We start from the raw sequence: 18,629 nt of genomic DNA, 5'->3' as shown, positions 1-18,629 counted from the left end.
GTTTTTTATACAACTTTATGCGCGAGCCATCTCCGACCCATAAAGCGGAATGTGAATACGATGCCCCGGATCGTCCAGTCTGTAAACATGCCGATCCACACCGCGATCGGTCCGAAGCCGTGGACGCGGCAGAGATAAATGCACAGCGTCACCCGGAACGCCCACATACTGATGCAGGAGAGAATCATCGAAAACCTCACATCCCCGGCAGCCCGCATTCCATATGCCGGAATAAATGCGAGCGTCCAGACGATCGGCTTTACCACCGTAATCCATCCGACCATGTAGAGACACATCTTCGCACTCTCCGGCTCCATGCCGCCCAGAATCGTGACCGGTTTCGTCGCCAGAAATACGAGCGCACAGCTTGCGATGATGACGATCTCCGCCACTGCCGTCAATTTTTTGATATAATAGATCGCCTCATCCTTGCGCCCCGCGCCGAGACACTGTCCGACCACCGTCATCATGCCGATTCCGATACCGATCGCCGCGATGCCGTTTAAGTTTTCCAGAATATTCGTCATCGCCTGGGCTGCGATCGCGATCGTCCCGAGGGTCGAGACGGTTGACTGAATCGCAAGCTTTCCAAACTGGAACATCGCATTTTCGATACCGTTTGGGATTCCCAATGAGAGAATCCGCATAATCCGGCGTCCGTCCGGACGGATATGCAGATAGTCACGCACCGCAATTTCCTGGCTGGGATTGTGCAAAAAGGCGAACACCACCACTGCCGAGATAACGCGGGAACCGAGCGTGGCAATCGCCGCACCGGCAACTCCAAGATGGAAGCCCCAGATAAGTACCGCATTTCCGGCGATATTTAACCCGTTAGAGACGACCGCGATCGTCATCGGAAGCCTTGTATTTCCCTGCGCCCGGTAGATCGAGGAACCAGCATCATAGAGGGCGATAAATGGGAACGAAAGCGCCGTGTAGAAGAAATAGATCTGCGCTGCCTCCATGACATCCGCCTCGACGCTGCCGAAAATCAGCCGCAGCAGCGGTCCGCGCGTCAGAAGGCAGACTGCCATGACCGCCGACGAGATGCACGCCACCACAAAAGATAACTGTCTCGCAGATTCTTCCGCATTTTTCTTATCTTTCTGTCCGATATACTGGGAGCAGACGATCGTGCCGCCTGCCGCCAGCGCATAGAATGCCTGTATCACTAAAATATTGATGGAGTCAACCAGCGAAACCGCCGAGATCGCCGCCGATCCCACGTTGCTGACCATAATACTGTCCGCTGTACCCATCAGGGAGTTTAAAATCTGCTCCACGATCAGCGGAACCAGAAGAATCCGCAGATCGCGGTTGCTGAAAAGATGATTTGTCTGCTCTTGTCTGCCCATATGCCGTCCTGTAACTTTCTATATTTTATTCTCTGTCCAAATGGTCTGTTTTTCTAACGGTCAGGCATCATATGCACGGACACCGCCGCATCTGAGACGAAATCCCGCACCATTTCTCTACCCTTCGTTCACAAGCGTCAGAATCCAGTACAGCCATGCCCGCACTGAACTTGACCTTCGCACGATCAGATTCTCCCCGCAGACCTGGTATTCCCGCATTTTCTTTGCAACATACTCCTTGTCCGGAACATCTCCGATCTGAAGAGCAGCTTCAAATAAATCGTGGAAAATCGGGTGTTCCAGAATTAGGCGGACGTATTCGAGCTGGCGCGCCCTATACGGCAGTTTCAAAAGCCGTCTTCCTATCGCCGTGATATGCACTTTCACGCCGTCCTCATCCGTCTGCTTCTCCGCCAGTCCCAGATAGCGGCACGCGTTGAAATAATAGTCCGACTGTCGCTCCTTAAATCCAAAAAGCTGCGCGATCTCCCCGCCCGTCATTGGATTCTCGTTCAGCCGTTCTACCAGTGAAATAACCTTGTAAAAGCTGTCCGCCTGGATAAAGGTAACCGCCGGTTCCGGCTTGACCTCTGTTCGTGCCCAGACATCGTATAAATCATCCAGCGTGATCTCGATTTCCTCTAAGCTGTAATTTCGCTCCTGTACCAGCCGCAGCGAATTGTAATAGCGCAGATCCGTAAATTCATATTCCAGCAGGCGGAAAATATTATTCGAATACACCATAAACACCGGACGGATCGGCTTGTGTATCTTCTCCGCCCAGAGTCTCTCCGGATAATAGAGCTGCCGGATCAGAAAATTGCTGTGGACGACGTTTTTTCCCTCGATCAGCGTAAATACATTCTCATTTTCAAATCCGCCGTCGATCTCGACCTGCGAATTCTGTACCTGGATAAGCGGCTTTTTCTCAATCAGCTCTGATTTTTGATAGTCGCTGACATAAAACTCAAAATTTCCAGACCCCATCCGCCCCGAAACCGTCTGCACCATGCGATCTTCGCCCAGAAAATCATCCAGAATCCCCGTGATGCTCATAACGTTGATCGCGCTGGCTTCCGAGCGGATGTCATGAAGGTCGATCGACTCAAAGTAATCGGGTATCTTCGCGCTCGTCACCCGTTTGATATCGGACGGAATCTCCGGAAAATCCTGATACAAGTCAAACTCGCCCAGCACATAGCCGCCGCGCGACACCGGAAGAATCGAAATCTTCTTTCCAAACACCCGCGGCAGGGATTCCCGCGTGTCAAATTTCGTCATCAAACGCGGTTCCTTGACTTCGCGGATCTGGTCAGCGGTGATGTAAAACCGCCCATGTTTCTCAATTTCCCGCTCAATCCGGTATTTATCAAATAAAATTCTCCATTTATCATCAATCAAGCTCATAATTGCGTACCAGAACTTCCTGAATCTCTCCGCGCTTCTCCGGTTTCACGTTGATCGCGCGCTTGGCATCCACGTGGTCGATGATGTAATCTTTATATAAATCCTCGATAAATTCGCAGGACGAATTGGAAAGCAGGAACTTGATGCCCTTTGCATTCAACATGTCACACTGCTCTTTTAATGCGATCTGCTCTTCCTCCCCGAAGCCGCCCGCGGTGTAGCCCGTGAACGACGCCGATGAGCTGATCGGCATATAAGGCGGGTCAAAATAGACGAACGCGCCCTTCCGGATGCCCTTTAACGCCTCGCGGTAATCGCCGCATTTGATCGTGATGTTTGCTTTATTTAAATACGCATTCAGCGCATGGATAGTCGCCTCGTTCGTGATATTCGGATTCTTATATCTGCCCCACGGAGAATTGAACTCGCCGGAGCTGTTGACGCGGAACAGGCCGTTGTAGCAGGTCTTGTTCAGGTAAATGATCCGCGCTGCCCGATCGACGTTGGTCCGCGTCTGATACGTCTCCTTGTCGCGATCCCACGCCCGCACCGTATAATAATACTCCTCGCAATTCTGTTCCTTATGGGCGCTCAGCGCCGCAATCAACGCTTCCGGCTCTTCCTTGATCATCCGGTATACATTGATCAGCTCTTCGTTGGAGTCATTGATCACCGCCTTGTTCGGTTGTCTCCCAAAGAGCACCGCACCGCCCCCGATAAACGGCTCATAATAGGTCGAACATTCCGGGATCAGCGGATTGATGCTGTCCAGCAGCTGCCGTTTGCCGCCTACCCATTTGAGGATGGGCATGACGAACGGATTTTTTCTTGACATCGGATAGGGTACCTCCTTCTGTTTGTCTTTCTATTCACCTACAGAACCTGCCGCCGGCAGCTTCTTCCGGATACATTGCAACACAAAAACGGGAAATCAGATGTCCGCTTGTGCTCTGATTACCCGTTTATTATAATCGTACAACTGTTCTAGTTTATTATACTTGACTTTGGGGTGGATGTCCAGCATTAGAAGTAGATGTTATCCACTTTACTATTAATTTGTTACTGTTCACTGCGTTCTCAGTAACACGCTTCGCGATGCACAGAATTTACGCTTTCTGCGTAAATTCCTTATGTATTCTCAATACTATATCATGGACTAGTGTGCTTTACCCCCAAACCTAAGCTACATTCTGGATGTCCTTTCTTACAATCATACACAATTTGATATCCTTCCTTATCAGCAAAAGAAACTGCACATGTTCCAGCCTTCATCTCAGCCTTATGCCCATCTAAAAAAGTCACCGAACTCATGTCAGTTGTCTCTATACCCCAACGTTTAACCTTCGGATTCCACTGCTGGGTAGACATATAATCTGCCTGTATTTCCGCATAATATGCCCTGAGATTCGCCCAGTCTGCCGCCACCTTCGCCTTGTGCATCTGTGCCGTAAAAATCGGAATTGAAATTGATACCAGTATTCCAATAATAACAACCACTATCAATAGCTCAACCAGTGTAAAACCTTCCCGTCTCTTCATCACAAATTTCTCCTTCTGTCAGTTTATGTTATTATACCCGTTTTTTCTCTAATGCAAATACATATTTTTAACAAAATCGATATTCATAAATCAAACAAGGCAAAAGTATGTATTTCCTTTCAGTACATCCAAATTTATCGGGATGACTCCACTTTCTCAGCCGGCCAGGATTTTCTCAGTGCCGCATAGGACACCAAAAAGTTGGCAAGCCATCCTGCCGGCACGGCAAGCCAAACAAAATCAATGCCAAAACGTGGTGCACCGATCAATGCCACGGACAGGCGGATCGCAAGGTTTACCATGTTGGCAACGAGGAATGGCCGCATGATTCCGAGTCCGCGAAGGACTCCATCGGTCGCCATTTTAATTCCCATAAAGATAAAGAAGTAACCAAGCCATCTCATATAATCCCCAGACACCTGATAAGCCAGGGCGGTTCCGTCTTTTCCAAGGAACAGTGCGGAAATCTGTGTGTGCAGCGTTTCAATGACAAGGAAAGCAAGCGCCGCAAAACACACATCCAGCACCAATGCTGCGTGGTAGCCTTTTTTGATGCGCTGGGTTTTTTTTGCGCCAAGATTCTGGGAAACAAATGGGGAAACCGCATTGCCGATGGACACAAAAATCAGGGAAAAAACATTCTCCACACGCATCGTTGCCGCGTATCCGGCGAGTGCCTGTGTGCCAAAAGGATTTACCACCGCCTGTACGATCATCATACCGATGGATACGGTAGACTGCTGAAGAACCGACGGAACAGCAATCCGAAGCATCGAGCGCAGCTCCTGTCCCTCAAACCAGGCAAAGATACTCTTATACCGCCGCATCCGGTTAAAAAAAATCAAAAGTGAAAACACAGCCGAAATGCCCTGTGCGATCAAAGTTGCAAGCGCCGCACCGAACACGCCAAGTCCCAGACCGGCTACCATCCAAAGATCCATTACAATATTCAGGATTGATGAAAAGATCAGCAGTCCCAACGGAATTTTTGATTCACCGATGGAAGTGAACATGGTAGAGAGAATATTGTACATGAACAAAAACGGAAAGCCCACAAAATAGACCCGCAGGTACAGCACTGCTTCCTCCAGAATATCGGCAGGAGTCTGTAATCCGCTCATCATCGCATGGGAAAAACAAAAGCCAAAGACACCAAGGATGATGCTCAGCAGCAAAAAGCTAATCAGTGATGTAGACACAATCGTTTTCATTTTTCCATACTCTTTGGCACCGAAATAGCGGCTCACAAGCACACCTGCACCAGCACCGGCCCCCAGTGCCACACAAATGAAAACATTCGTCAGCGCTGCACAGGCGCCAACCGCCGCCAGTGCGGAGGAACCCACAAACTGGCCGACGATAATGGAGTCCGCCATATTGTATACCTGCTGAAAAAAACTGCCGAGAATCATCGGCATTGCAAAAACCGTCAACGCTTTCAGCGGCGCATCGGTAATCAAATACTCATCTTTTGACATGATCCTATTCCTCCACAACTTCCTGCTTTTTACCCAAAAGCACGAACTTAGCAAGTGCGATCCGTAATTCGTGTGCAAAAATTCCGGCAAAACCAAAACAGGGTCCAGAAATAATTGGCATAACATTGTTAATTCGTTTCATAATTTCACTCATTCACTTTCTGCGCCACAGTTGCAGCTATGGTTATCCGGTGCCTCCATTGCCTTTTACTGTGTTCAGCAGCTGCTGGGAATGTATGTGTACCCAGCATAATATTTATATAAACCGCCAGTTTTTCTGTCTATTTATATTATAATCGATCTTCCATTTAAGATACAATCATTATACACAAAAAAGCTCCGCCTATATTTTAGTATAGACGAAGCTTCCTAATTCTAACTCCTAATCCTCCATATTTTCTCTTCTCAATAGCTCAAACAATGTCAGCAGTCCCTCACACAAAACAGGATCCAGAACCGGAATTCCTACTGTCTTTTCGATGGAGGGAGCAATACGGATACTGGACATTCCTGTACAGCTAAGGGCAATCACATCGGCCCCCATCTCTTTCTGCGCAGCCGCTGCTTTCATGGTGGCTTCATATCCTCTGTCTGTCATCAAATCCAGGACATTTTCTACCCCATCTCCCTTTGCATTGTCTACAATCCGATCACCGAATATCCGCTGATATCCTGACGGTACATCTTCAGTAATCCCCAACACAGCCGGATGACTGCCAAAAAACAGACTCAACGCTGCAGTACTGGCTCCCGCTCCTATAACCGGAATCGGTACGGCCTGTCTTGCCTCCGGAACTCCCGGGTCACCGGCACAGCTGATAATAATAGCCTGACAGCCTTCCTTCCACAGTTCCACTGCAAGATTCACCACCTTAGGTACACCTACAGCGAATGTTTCATCGTCATGAATTCCCTCCGGTTGTTCCGGAATACATCGTGACACCACCTGGAACATAGGGAAATACGATTCTATCAGCTTTCCATGCAGCTGCAGCAATTCCTCGTCCTCTGTGGTCAGCACCCGAATCAGACCAACTTTATAAGTTTTCATATTATACGTTCCTTCTCTCTTGGTTTCCTAAAAATAATTTCATGAGCAAAATACTCAGGCAGCAATTGGAATATCTCCTTAAATCTGGAAAACTCCATTCTCCATAATTCCAAACGATATCCCTTGGTCGAGAGCGCAGCCTGACCGGAAAGGTCATACATATTAGAAGTCATACCGCACCACCTGGCAGTTTTTTACGCCAAAGGATGCAAATTCTTCATTAGTCATATCCGTAAAATAAGACTGAATCATCCTTGAAATTCCATTGTGTGCCACCAGAATGTATGTCTTATGGTCAGACTCCTGTTTTATCTCATCCAGCAGATTATAGATACGCTGTGCAAGCTGCAGCATGGATTCTCCCCCTTCATATCGGCAGGCAAATGACGCTTTCGCCATCTTAAACTCTTTGCCGTCTCTCGGCGTAGACTCCCATTTTCCAAAGTTCTGCTCTATGAGTCTTGGTTCTTCCCTACAGGGAATCCCGCTCATTTCAGAAATAATTTTTGCTGTATCTGCTGCACGGCTAAGGGGTGAATAGAGAATTTCATCTGCCTTGATTCCGCTTTCTACAATATTTTTCCCGGTTTCAGCCGCCTGCTGCCGTCCATGCTCCGTCAACGGACTGTCTGTTGCTCCGCAGATTTTATTCTCCACATTCCACACAGTCTGTCCGTGTCTTACAAAATAAAAATGTCCCATGATGTCATCCCTTCTCATTAGCTTCGCAAGCTTTTTTATACCCAGGAAATTCCCTGCTGCCTATCATCGTCATACATCATTTTCGTCATTGATAATCCTGGGAAAGCAGCTGTCATAATTGTATTATAACTATACTCAGGTTAAGATACAACTCTATCCTTTACTGGGCACGTATGCGCAAACAGTTCCAGTGCTGTTCTCAAAATCCGTTTCTTTGTGCCTTCTGCCATAATTATTTTCTTCATTAAAGTAACCATTCGATAACTACGCTATGATTACCGAATGGTTACTTATCAAGAACTAATGAATAATTCAAGTCGAACGTCTTCCATTTGACTTGCCTCCCTCGAAAACCCTTCGTTTTTCCTCGAACGGCAGCCCTAGATCAATGCCGGCTGCTTCCGACTCCCCCAACTTATCAGCAGATACTTTCAGAACCACACCATACCATTTATTATTGTCGTTGCGCCTCAGCACAGCTTTCCAGTCATTCCAGGGATATTCCAGCTCTGCGCCGTAATGGTCATCCATCTCATCGTAAATAATATGCTCGATAATTGCCGTGGTCTTTGTTGAATAGACCACAACTTAAAGGGTGCTTGCTTTCTTCATGAACTCCAGATAAAGGCTGAACAGCACGGCGCAGACGGGAACGCTGAACAGCATCCCTAAGATGCCGAATGCTTCGCCGCCAATCGTAACAGCCATCAGCACAAGCAGTCCAGGAAGTCCGACGGACTTGCCGACCACCTTGGGATAAATCAGATTGCCCTCCACCTGCTGCAAAACGATCAGAAAGAGAATGAACCACAGAGCCTTTCCAGGTTCTGCCAGCAGAATCAAAAACGCACCAAAGCCGCCGCCAATCCATGCGCCAAAAATCGGCATCAGCGCAGTGACGGCCACAAACGCGGAGACAGCACCGGCATACGGAATCCCAAGAATCAGCATTCCAAAGAAGCACAGAACACCGATGATAACCGCTTCGGTAAGCTGCCCGCTGACAAAATTTGTGAAGGTCTGATTGGTCAGCGCGGCAATACTAAGAAGCCGCTGCGCCGTCTTTTGCGGAAGGACTGTCACAATGAGTTTTTTCAAATGTGCCGCGACGACCTCCTTCTTCGCAAGCAGATAAAGTGCAAAAACAAGCCCCAAGAGAACGTCTACAAAAACCGACAGGACAGAGGTTGCCGCACCCCATGTCACGGTGAGAATCCCGCTTTTCTCGTCACTGATCAAGGCGGTGACCTTCTCAATCAACAGGTCAGAGTCTATGACATATTCGGGCAAGACAATGTTATATTTTGCAGCAAACTGGACAACGCCAGCCCACCACCGCCCGATTTCCTCCACATAGACCGGAATGTTTTGGATAAACTCATCGCCGGATTCCCGCAAGCTGGGGAGCATCATAAACACCACAGCAAATAGAATTCCAAGGATAAGCACGGTGCTTGCTGTCAGGCACACGGGGCGGGTCAGCTTTGCAGGAGCTTTGCGGCACACCTTGTTCCAGCAGCATTCCATCGGCCGAAGAACTACGTTGATCAAAAAAGCAATCGCGCCGCCGATCAGAAACGGAGTGAACAGTGCAAGCACCTTGCCGAGAAAACACAAAACAGCGTCAAGGTTTACCAGCGCCCATGCGAATACAATAAGCAGCAAAAAAGCACGGATGATATAGCGAATGATCGTCTCGTCCGGCCATTTGCCTCCCTGCGGTGCGGGTGTTTCATTTTTGTTAGAGGTTGGATTTTGCAATTTTTTCTCCATGTTTTTCCTTTCTGTCAGTATCGGAATCCCTTTTTTAAATCCGAAAGCACTTTTGCAGGGCTTTATACTCACTCCTTGTGAATCGCGCGATAGCTTTATTGTGTATTACAACGGTGTCAGGACCCAAATCCAGAGGCGAATAAACGGAGCACTGAACAACGCAAAGCGTTCAGGGGTATCCTTCGCAACACCCTTTGGGGTGATCGCACCAATATCTCCGTAAAGTTCGACAAACAGAAGCGTGACGATGCTTCGCATCCTTGCGGAGCGTTTATGTTGCGACTCAAAAGCGACACAAAAATAGCGGAGTAAAATCAATTTTGTAAACCTGCCAGCGCCAGGAATTTTTTATCTGACTGGATACTCTGTGTCAGAAACTGACCGTCCCGAAACAGTGCATAAGTCGTGACCGGTGCAGGTACATTCTGTGCTGATTCTTTGTCAGTGATGTGGATGGCATTGAACGGGATACCATGTTCCTTTGCCGCCTCCTGCACCTTTGGTACCCAATAATAGGTATATGGGCATTGATCGGTGTAATAAAGAACAAAACCTGCTTCTTCAATCACCGAATGTTTCGCACATTCCTTGAAATACGGCGGTTGTGCCCCCGATTCAATGGAAAGATACATAAGATTGATCCCGCAGTCGGATATGTCTGCCACACGGAAACCCTTATAAATAAGGAATTTCGGGTCAGCGAGGAATTCCCGCTTTCGGCCCTCCGCGCACAAAATGCAAATACCTTTCTTTCCCTGCACCCTGGCATCACAGATACACGCCTCCAGCAGATCATTTGAGTATCCGTGTCCCTTCATGGAGCCGGATACCCATAGACAGTTAATGTAAAGATAACCATCTGCCGCAATCGGCACCCAGGCGTTTTCAGCCGGAATGTATTCAATAAAGCATTTACCGCGTTCCTCACTGCGATAGAAAACAAGTCCATCATCAAAGCGCTGCCGCAGCCATTCCTTTTTTACAACACTCTGCTTACCGGACATGGCGCAGCAGATATGTTCCTTGTCAATATTGTCTTTTGTGATCCGAATATAGTTCATCCGTTTCTTTGTACCCCCTGCCATAATTATCTCGTTTATCAAAGTAACCATTCGGTAACTCTATTATAGTTACCGAATGGTTACTTGTCAAGAGACACGCGCAAAAATTTCGTGACTGCTTTCATTAAGAAAAATCCTTGCTTTGAGAGATTCTTTCTGTTTTTGGTCTACTAACCGGAAGTTATAGCCTCTATTGGCTCTACCGGAGAATTTGCCCAAAACCGCTCTGTATCATTGATAACGGCTGAAGAAAGCAGTGTCTCCGCTTCGCCGGTCAACAGTTTTTAATAAGCCTCATCCACCAACGAAAGTTTTTCTGCAAATGGAGCCTGTTCATCTTTTCCCTTATCAGACATCCGGGCAACCCGGCAAACCAATCGTCTGTATCCACTCCCTCATGGGTGTTAGCTCCATCTGGACATAATCGGCGGGATCTGTGACAATTCCTATATCGGTCAGAGTACCACCTGCATACTGCACTGTGATGTCCACACTGTCGTCTGCGCCACTGGAACCGAGATTGGCAAATTTATTCTCTCCGGCGTAGTAATAACGGTCACGGGCAATGCTTTGAAACACTGTGTGCTTCGTGTCTTCTCCATCCCGTGTGTACAGCGCGAGAATCAACTTTCCATAAAATTCGTCTGTAAAGCGTTCCGTTGTACCGATCACCAGTTCCTCAATCCCATCACCGTCCAGGTCGATGACAGCATAGCCGACGTTTTTCAAGGGAGCATCACCATAGCAATCCATCAGTACTCTTTACTGGATGCCATGATTTTTACACCACCTATTTTTCCTGCTCAAAACAGCTGTCCCGGCAGCTTCTGCTTTTCTTTTGCCGGGAAAGTGGCTTCAAACTGTTCAAACCCTTCCGGGTCTTTCTCACAGATAAAATATCCATCGGGATCTTTCTATGTGCCGGAGATGCCGTCTAAAAAGCTGGGCGTCAGCTCCTTGATGAGGAAGTAATCTGCCTCCGGATCGTCGGCATAGCGCACACCCTTGGTTTTGGCCGGAACAAAGCCCGACTTGCCGTAAAAGTCAATATTGCCGGTAATGGCAAGCGCACCCGCACCCATTTTCTTCGCTTTTTCCATGGAATAGTCGAGCAGCTGCTTTCCATAGCCTTGCCGCTTGTATGCGGGTGCTATGCTGATGGGACCGAAGGTCATGATCGGTAGGGTTCGCCCATCGTCACAGTCGATCTCCGACCGCACATAGATGACCTGCCCGATCAGCTCGCCGTTCAGCTCCATCACGAAGTCCAGCTCCGGCACAAATGCCGGGTCAACCCGATAACAGTGCAGCACATAGTGCTCCATACAGCCGGGTCGATAAACATTCCAGAATGACTCGCGGGTCAGGTTTTCGACAGCTCTGTAATCGTCTTTCGTTTCCAAACGAATGATAATATTCTTTTCTGACATAACTTTTCTCCTTCTCTCTTATCAAAAATTTTGTATGGTCAGCAGATATTTTTCAAGCTACATTCTCTGATCCAATGATTCAGAAACTGCATCTGTTCCCCGGTATGGAACCAATGCTCGCCACCGGGCATGACGCCAGTTCAGCATGGTGCTGCATTGCAAACGCAGATACTGTATTTTTGCCGTCAAAATACGCCGCCTTTTCCCTTTAGAGAATGATCCGCGTAATCTCCATCGTCACGATTTTCGGCACTTCGCTTGCAAAACTTAACGCACCGTCCTTGCTGCTGAACAGATAGCCTTTTCTCATTTCTTTTCCGCATTTCGGACACATCATTATCATTCCCTCCTCGTATTCTTATTGCTGCGTGCTGTACCAGTCGAGAACAGCACTTAGATTTTCCGCCTTGACCCGCTCGCCACTGTGAAGCATCATATCCAGCATATCGTTCTCCTCCGGCGTGCGGTCTTTCTTTTTTGCAAGACTCTTGCCCGCCGTTTTGACCATAATTTTCATCATTGGGCGGTAAATGCCGTGGAGCTTTTTGATATCAAAATTTCCTTGGAGTGTGAACAGCGGAATGTTGGCTGGAATCGCTGACTTTTTCCGCACGCTTTCTCTCTGTGTTCCGGTTTGTCCCATACCGACGCCGCAGACGGCGCACACCCGATAGTTCTTCGCAGCCTCGGCATAGCCCTTAACCGAACCGGCCATGATCCAGCCAAGATAGATAGCTTCAGCTCCGACAAAGTTCCGTTTCTTCGCTTCTGCAAGGGAATATGTCGGAAGTCCAGTTTTCTGTGCCAGCAGCTTTGCATACTGCTCGGTACTTCCAGTGTTGGTGGTGTAAATAATCGCATCCATAGTAGTCCTCCTTTTGAAAAAGAATGTGCCTTGGCACATTCGGGCGCCTCGCTCAGTCGCTTGCGACATGTTTCTTCTTCGCGCAAGTGCGCATCCCGCGGAGCGTTTTTTGTCATAGAACGAAGTTTTTATGACAAAAAGGACGCAGCGCATGATCGGCTTTGCGATCAGCACTGCGTCTTAGCGTCTAGCTGTTTGGTTTCAATGATAAAATTTTTTGCATTGATAATACTCTCATGCCTGCATTTAGGACAAAATAGAGGAAAAGTTACTAATTCCGTTTCCCGCAATATCTGCAAACGCGTCTTGGAACCGCACCACTGGCATAAAACCCAGCGTTTTTCTTCTTCGCCATCTTTCATGTTGTTCTCCCCTTCTTTCTGTAATCAGACTCAACCTTGGCAATAAAGCGATCAATATGTGTCGCCAGCAAGGACGAAACCGATTCTTTTTCCTCCGCACCGTCGTAGACACTGTATAGAAGATACATTGGCCCATAGAATTCCAACGCCAGCTGCATAGCCTCCTCATCAGAATCTGCCAATTTGCGGAAGATGGCCGCCATATACTCCAGAGGACCGCCCGCCAGATAGTCGTGGTGAAGCTGTGCAAGCTTGGAATCACGGTATTGCTCCAGCGTCAGCATTTTACGGAAATTGGAGGAAAACGGCTCCTTTGTCCAATGGTCAAACTGGGCAAGGCTGTATGTGCGAATTTTTTGAATTGGTGTATGCAGATATGCTTCCGCAAAGCCGTCTGGTTCCGTTTCCGGCATTTCATACGCCTCAGCGCGCTCATAGTCCATCTTGTTCATTCGCTCCACGATCTTATCTAAGATTTCCTGTTTGCTGGCATAGTGCTTATATAAAGCAGCTTTCGTAATTCCCAACTGCCCTGCAATATCATTCATAGATGTCCCCAGATAGCCGTTCTGCGCAAACAGTTCCAGTGCTGTTCTCAAAATCCGTTCCTTTGTACCCTCTGCCATAATTATCTCCTTTATCAAAGTAACCATTCGGTAACTTCATTATAGTTACCGAATGGTTACTTGTCAAGAACGAATGAAAAAATTATGCCCTTTCGTTAAAATGTGCAAACTCCGGCGCAAATTCGCCAAGCGCATTTCTTCCTGCTGTCTGTACTATTTTTTATATTCTGTATACTTCCATAACACTGCTGTTTATAAAGAATTTACCCACTCACTGACTTTCTGTTTTGTTCCGCGGTTTAACAGACTACCTTCTGTGATAACAGCCTCTGGTGCGGATGGCTGCAATTCTTTTACAGTATTACCGAATCCACTTCCACCGGATGTCGCAAAAAGGACGATCTTTTTACCGCTGAAATCATAGGCTTCCAAAAATGTATTGATAATTGTTGGAGCTACATACCACCAGATAAATTTATAAAATGTAGCCAGTTCCCCTCATGCGTTGATTTTACTGGGTTTAACTGTATACAAAACTGTGTTTACTGTTACTATCTTTCATTCTTTTCCAAAATAGCTTTGAAGCATAGGCCACATTATTTTCATATATGACACAAAGCTCAGCTCTACTTGTGCTTCATTAAACCATCCAACCATAAAGCTATTTATCTCTTCAAATAATACTTTTGAAAGTTTCTGAATAATAATTGTGTTATCCACTTCTTCAGTATAATCTTTCGCATACATTTTACATATAGAACGCACTCCAAAATAATTATATAGCACACCTACCGTTGTTTTTAATGCTTCAATATCTCTTGGAAAATCTGTTCTATTCATCATATTCACTACTAATTGATGTCTTGAGTTTAGGTAATTCCTAACTGTACTATTACCTATTTCAACATCAACTGTAAATGAAAAATCTTGAGTTTGTATACTATCTGCTCCTAACATTATCATCAATTCAACTTGTGCTGCATGATATTCTGTATAACCAGACAAAGCCATATATTTCCAAGAATCTTGCTTTGCATACATTTCCGTATCTAAAATATGCGTAAATTCATGAAACACAATATACCTTGGTATTTCCGAACTTTTGCATATCCTTAATATATGTTCATCTGTTTTCGTATTATAGTAAGCTTGGGCGGCTGAAGCGAATCCTGCTGCATCGCTTTCCTCAACATTAATTTCAAAAAAATCTATCTTATACTGTGGTAATTTCTCAATTTCCATAAACTCAATATATTCTTTTTCATATTCTTTAATTAAATTTTTAATTTGTATTTCTGTCATATTGTTTTATACCTCATATCAAAGTTAGCATTTCACTTTTAGTATACCATAAAACAATCCCATTCTCATTCTATATATTTTATCCTCAACGATGAAAAGATGTGTCTGCACACATCTCTTCCATCTTATTATTTTCAATGTTATAAGTTCTTAATAAAATTCAAATCCTGTTTCCGTAATGCCTTCTGTAACTTTTCGTTCTTTCTCTTCAGTTCCTTATTTTCTCTGCTCAGAGCTGCCACCTTCTGGTTCAACAGTTCAATCTGTTTTTCCATCGCCATGTTCAGAATTTCTCTTCTTGGATCTATCATTCCGGCCTGTTGCTCTACTGCTTGGTTCAATGTATCCCGGACGGTTGGATTTTTATAAAAGAATCCTCTCGACAATCCAGTTTTCTTCATCAGCTTTGGAACGCTGATACGTTCTTTATTTGCCAGCATATCTTGTATTGCTTGCAATGCCAGTTCAATTTTCTCTTTACTTTTTCTCTGATTTTCCTCAATCATCTTGTCGTATTTGCTCATATTCTTCACCCCATCTTGCCAGACTCATATATATGATGTCACTCATCCTCTGTCTTACTTCTCTGGTTTCGTCTGCCATTCTTTGATTGCTCATTTTCCGGTAATGCTGTACATTATTCAGTCTTTTATGCCCCAATAGTCTCGCTATCGTCCAGTCATCCAGATGCATTTCTGTAAGTTTGACGCCATAGTAGTGCCGGAACATGTGCGTTCCAAACCCGAATAATTCGCCATGATCATCTTTCAACTGCTTTTCCTGTATCATGGACATGACTTTTGTTTTTATAGCCATATACTGCATCGGGCGGTCAGGTTCTTTTTCATTAACAAATATGTATTCTGTATCACCGAACTTTTCCTGTGTATATTCAATAGAACTCTGTAACAGTTTTGCAAGTTCTTTACTGATCGGTTTTTTATATCTTTTAGTTTTAACTTGATATATTTCAATCATATCTTGGCCATTTTCTCTCGTCAGACAATCTGGTCTCAGTGTAAGGGTATCTGATATCCTAGTTCCAAGCATCTGATGTATCAGAAGACATCTTGCAATCTGTACATCCATCTGTGTAATTTCCGCATTCAGTCGTTTCATTTCATCATCAGAATACACTCTAAATTCTGCATTTACTTCCGGTGGAATATCCGTATTAATAAATAAATGCTCCAATCTTTCATAGCTGTAAATTTTTCCGATTGTCTCTAACTGTCGTCTTAATGAAATTACATAAGAACTATTCGCACTATGGGAAGTATCTTTTGTTGACAGATGTATCAAAAATTCTTCCAACACTTCTCTGTCTATTTCACTGCAGCTTTTTATTTTGGAATACTCTTTTTGGAGATATTCTGAGAATATCCTCATTATTGTCAATTCTCCCTGTACAGTTCCTATTGCTTCATACTGCAGATTCATATAAACAGCTTTCTTACATTCTTCCCTGATATCTGGCTGATATATTTTTCTGAAATCCAGTGTTTTTACATTATAAATTGGATTGGATCTGATTTTAATATCCAGATTTTTTAGTTCCCAAACATCTTTTTCTATCTCATCCCGTAAATCTTCTGGCCCTAAAAATTTCAGTACGTTTCTGAAATATAATATCGTCACTGCTTCGCCATAGCTTACTGTACCATACACACTCTTCTTTTCTTTTACAATAGTTATTCCCTGTTCTAACATCCAGCCTTTTAAAAGTGATATCCATTTTTCTGGATTTCTATCTCCAAGGCTTTTGATTCTCCGATTTATTCTGCTGTTCAAAAACTTTGCAATATGATTATAAGCTGTTCGATCCTGAATCAATGCTCTAAACGTTCCGTTTTTGCAGCGATACATAATATAACCTCGAAACTCTTCCTTTAATTCTTGCGTTGGAAGCAACGTTAAATCAAATTTTCCATTATCCTTACGTGTCCCTGTTTCTTGTAAATTGGGGAAATCGCTGAAGTATATAATATCATTTTCCATCTTTTTCCTCTTTCTTTAGCCATGATGCTAAACTACTTCCTTGCATTTCAAAGAACTCATCATTTGCTTTTGCAATCCTTTGCGGCATATAATCAATATACTGTCTTGTCATCTCTTCATAAGTATGTCCAAGATAATCCCTGATACTTTGCAGTGATACATGACTGTCATAAAACATAGTTGCTACTGTATGTCGATAATCGTGTGATTGAAATAAATATTCTCCATTTGCAATCTTATTTTCCCGGCACGCTTCTATCATCTGAGTTCGGAATGTACCATATAGACAAGCACCACCTCTGCTGTTTTTAAAAATGAATTCTTCAGGCTGAATTTCATGTTTTTTCAAGTATACTTTCATAATCTGATAAAGTGCCTGTGGGATTGGAATCCTTTTATAATTCTTCATTTTGACCTGATACACCTGAATCCAATAATCCTCGCCCTGCTGATAATAAGCATTTCCTTTCAATGTACACACTTCACTCGCCCGTAATCCTAGACACCACAGATGTAGGAACATACATCGTAATCGCTCTGGAAAAAGATATAATTTTTTCAAAATTTCCATATATACTGTTTCCTCAACGCTACGATCATGATGTACTATTACTTCTTTTTGTTGGAAATATTCAATTCGGAATGGCATTCTTGTAATATACTGTTTAACTTCCATGAATTTATAAAAATGACCGATACCGAAAATTCTTTCATTAAATCCCTTTGCCTGTATTCCCCGTTCTCGCAAGCCGTCTGCATACTTTTTTACTTCTGTGACAGTTGCATGAATCGCCAGTATCTTTTCTTGTTCCAGCAGTTCAATAAAATTTCTAATACATACAAATCTTCGTACAATCGTGCTGACTGCCTGTCCAGTAATTCCCAGTTCATATTTCATGTATGCCTGTAAAATTTCTCGATTCTGTATTTCCTTGACTTCCATAAAAGAAATGCTAATTAAGGATTTACTTTCGTCTATCCGATGTTTTCCAAGATGTAATCGTTCCAGATACCATACATTTGCTTCCCATTGGATCTGTTCCTGCTGCATAAACGCATCTCTTCTGCATTCACCTAAAATACTTCGTTGACTCGTTTCGGGAAAATTCTTTAAAATAGTTTCCACTTGTTCCATTTCCAGCAATCCAATATCCGTAATATTTAACTGAACACAAGAATCATAAAGAAGTTTTAAGGATTTTAACCTGACATTTCTATAAGCCTTAGACATTGAAGTATTGGCAATGATACGACTCAACGTATAAAAAATTTGTTTCTTTAAAACTTCTGAACAATTTTGTGTAAAATCCCACACCAATAGGTTTGTTTTATAAGAAGTTTCAAAGGTCTCAGCTATTTCCTTTTCCGGATAATACTTCAGAAAATAAATTTTATTTTGATATTTCCATTCATATATCCGCTTTCCATTTAGCGTCTGCATTTGTTGATAGATATGTTGTTGTTTTACCGTATCATATATTTTCAAATAGAAAGATACAATTTGTGATCGTATCTGTCCTCTTAAATATTGTTCATACGAATTTCGCAAAGGATAATCCATTTCTTCCAGATGCCAGATTTTTCTATCTGCCAAGAACTTTTTCAATTTGTTAATTCTTGAATCGCTTTTTATTCCAAGTGCATCAATTTCTGAATATAGTTCCTGCTTTTTCTTCTCAATATCTACTTCAGATTCTGTTATGTGTTCTGCCTGTTGCAATAAATATATAGGTATTT

Annotated in this window: 21 protein-coding genes and 1 pseudogene; all 22 read right to left on the bottom strand. The window is 44.3% G+C overall.

Features of this window, described 5'->3' with window-relative positions; all coding sequences use genetic code 11:
- Positions 1 to 5: 5 nt before the first annotated feature.
- Positions 6 to 1,358 carry an MATE family efflux transporter gene (locus DW739_RS06975; RefSeq protein ID WP_118672546.1) on the bottom strand — a complete coding sequence of 451 codons (1,353 nt, stop codon included), beginning with the start codon at positions 1,356 to 1,358 and terminating at the stop codon, positions 6 to 8.
- 117 nt (positions 1,359 to 1,475) lie between these two features.
- Entirely contained in the window at positions 1,476 to 2,765 is a 1,290-nt protein-coding gene (locus tag DW739_RS06970; protein WP_118742824.1) for a hypothetical protein, read from the bottom strand.
- A complete protein-coding gene (locus DW739_RS06965; RefSeq protein ID WP_118695750.1) occupies positions 2,752 to 3,600 on the bottom strand; it encodes a DNA adenine methylase in 849 nt (282 codons plus the stop codon). The genes DW739_RS06970 and DW739_RS06965 overlap by 14 nt, the downstream gene beginning before the upstream one ends.
- A 314-nt stretch (positions 3,601 to 3,914) precedes the next feature.
- On the bottom strand, positions 3,915 to 4,304 hold the full coding sequence (locus tag DW739_RS06960; RefSeq protein WP_118742823.1) for a prepilin-type N-terminal cleavage/methylation domain-containing protein: 390 nt from the start codon (positions 4,302 to 4,304) through the stop codon (positions 3,915 to 3,917).
- Positions 4,305 to 4,438: 134 nt separating this feature from the next.
- The gene (locus DW739_RS06955; RefSeq protein WP_118742822.1) at positions 4,439 to 5,782 is read right to left on the bottom strand and encodes an MATE family efflux transporter; all 1,344 of its coding nucleotides are present in this window, start codon (positions 5,780 to 5,782) and stop codon (positions 4,439 to 4,441) included.
- A gap of 4 nt (positions 5,783 to 5,786) precedes the next feature.
- Positions 5,787 to 5,924, bottom strand: coding sequence for a hypothetical protein (locus DW739_RS14885; protein WP_181986263.1), 138 nt, complete (start codon positions 5,922 to 5,924; stop codon positions 5,787 to 5,789).
- A gap of 240 nt (positions 5,925 to 6,164) precedes the next feature.
- Entirely contained in the window at positions 6,165 to 6,833 is a 669-nt protein-coding gene (locus DW739_RS06950) for an aspartate/glutamate racemase family protein (RefSeq protein ID WP_118742821.1), read from the bottom strand.
- A gap of 162 nt (positions 6,834 to 6,995) precedes the next feature.
- A complete protein-coding gene (locus DW739_RS06945) occupies positions 6,996 to 7,535 on the bottom strand; it encodes a histidine phosphatase family protein (RefSeq protein WP_118469243.1) in 540 nt (179 codons plus the stop codon).
- Positions 7,536 to 7,847: 312 nt separating this feature from the next.
- Positions 7,848 to 8,120: a hypothetical protein gene (locus DW739_RS15125; RefSeq protein WP_243022403.1), complete on the bottom strand. Its 273-nt coding sequence runs from the start codon at positions 8,118 to 8,120 to the stop codon at positions 7,848 to 7,850.
- Positions 8,121 to 8,123: 3 nt separating this feature from the next.
- A complete protein-coding gene (locus tag DW739_RS06935) occupies positions 8,124 to 9,308 on the bottom strand; it encodes an AI-2E family transporter (RefSeq protein ID WP_118742820.1) in 1,185 nt (394 codons plus the stop codon).
- Positions 9,309 to 9,622: 314 nt separating this feature from the next.
- Complete coding sequence (locus tag DW739_RS06925; protein ID WP_118293979.1) at positions 9,623 to 10,369, bottom strand: YoaP domain-containing protein; 747 nt, start codon at positions 10,367 to 10,369, stop codon at positions 9,623 to 9,625.
- Positions 10,370 to 10,717: 348 nt separating this feature from the next.
- The gene (locus tag DW739_RS06920) at positions 10,718 to 11,122 is read right to left on the bottom strand and encodes a hypothetical protein (RefSeq protein ID WP_118742819.1); all 405 of its coding nucleotides are present in this window, start codon (positions 11,120 to 11,122) and stop codon (positions 10,718 to 10,720) included.
- 161 nt (positions 11,123 to 11,283) lie between these two features.
- A complete protein-coding gene (locus DW739_RS06915; RefSeq protein WP_347560985.1) occupies positions 11,284 to 11,799 on the bottom strand; it encodes an N-acetyltransferase in 516 nt (171 codons plus the stop codon).
- 208 nt (positions 11,800 to 12,007) lie between these two features.
- Positions 12,008 to 12,136 (bottom strand): PF20097 family protein, encoded by a 129-nt coding sequence (locus DW739_RS15120; protein ID WP_243023744.1) that lies wholly within the window; start codon positions 12,134 to 12,136, stop codon positions 12,008 to 12,010.
- 21 nt (positions 12,137 to 12,157) lie between these two features.
- Positions 12,158 to 12,664 carry a hypothetical protein gene (locus DW739_RS06905; RefSeq protein ID WP_118742818.1) on the bottom strand — a complete coding sequence of 169 codons (507 nt, stop codon included), beginning with the start codon at positions 12,662 to 12,664 and terminating at the stop codon, positions 12,158 to 12,160.
- A gap of 167 nt (positions 12,665 to 12,831) precedes the next feature.
- The gene (locus DW739_RS06900; RefSeq protein WP_118742817.1) at positions 12,832 to 13,026 is read right to left on the bottom strand and encodes a cysteine-rich KTR domain-containing protein; all 195 of its coding nucleotides are present in this window, start codon (positions 13,024 to 13,026) and stop codon (positions 12,832 to 12,834) included.
- The gene (locus tag DW739_RS06895) at positions 13,023 to 13,652 is read right to left on the bottom strand and encodes a TetR/AcrR family transcriptional regulator (protein ID WP_118637806.1); all 630 of its coding nucleotides are present in this window, start codon (positions 13,650 to 13,652) and stop codon (positions 13,023 to 13,025) included. The genes DW739_RS06900 and DW739_RS06895 overlap by 4 nt, the downstream gene beginning before the upstream one ends.
- 192 nt (positions 13,653 to 13,844) lie before the next feature.
- A pseudogene (locus tag DW739_RS06885) lies at positions 13,845 to 14,063 on the bottom strand (flavodoxin); the annotation flags it as partial.
- Positions 14,064 to 14,150: 87 nt separating this feature from the next.
- Positions 14,151 to 14,894, bottom strand: a complete 744-nt coding sequence (locus tag DW739_RS06880) for a hypothetical protein (protein ID WP_006426953.1) — start codon at positions 14,892 to 14,894, stop codon at positions 14,151 to 14,153.
- Between the two features lie 140 nt (positions 14,895 to 15,034).
- Positions 15,035 to 15,400, bottom strand: a complete 366-nt coding sequence (locus DW739_RS06875; protein ID WP_006426954.1) for a DUF6262 family protein — start codon at positions 15,398 to 15,400, stop codon at positions 15,035 to 15,037.
- Positions 15,393 to 16,892 carry a tyrosine-type recombinase/integrase gene (locus DW739_RS06870; protein WP_006426955.1) on the bottom strand — a complete coding sequence of 500 codons (1,500 nt, stop codon included), beginning with the start codon at positions 16,890 to 16,892 and terminating at the stop codon, positions 15,393 to 15,395. Before DW739_RS06870 ends, DW739_RS06875 begins: the two co-directional genes overlap by 8 nt.
- The gene (locus tag DW739_RS06865) at positions 16,882 to 18,612 is read right to left on the bottom strand and encodes a tyrosine-type recombinase/integrase (RefSeq protein ID WP_118276820.1); all 1,731 of its coding nucleotides are present in this window, start codon (positions 18,610 to 18,612) and stop codon (positions 16,882 to 16,884) included. Before DW739_RS06865 ends, DW739_RS06870 begins: the two co-directional genes overlap by 11 nt.
- Between the last annotated feature and the right edge of the window lie 17 nt (positions 18,613 to 18,629).

The organism is Clostridium sp. AM28-20LB (genome assembly GCF_003480665.1).
GTDB lineage: Bacteria > Bacillota > Clostridia > Lachnospirales > Lachnospiraceae > Otoolea > Otoolea fessa.
This window is presented reverse-complemented; position numbering and strand designations above follow the sequence as displayed.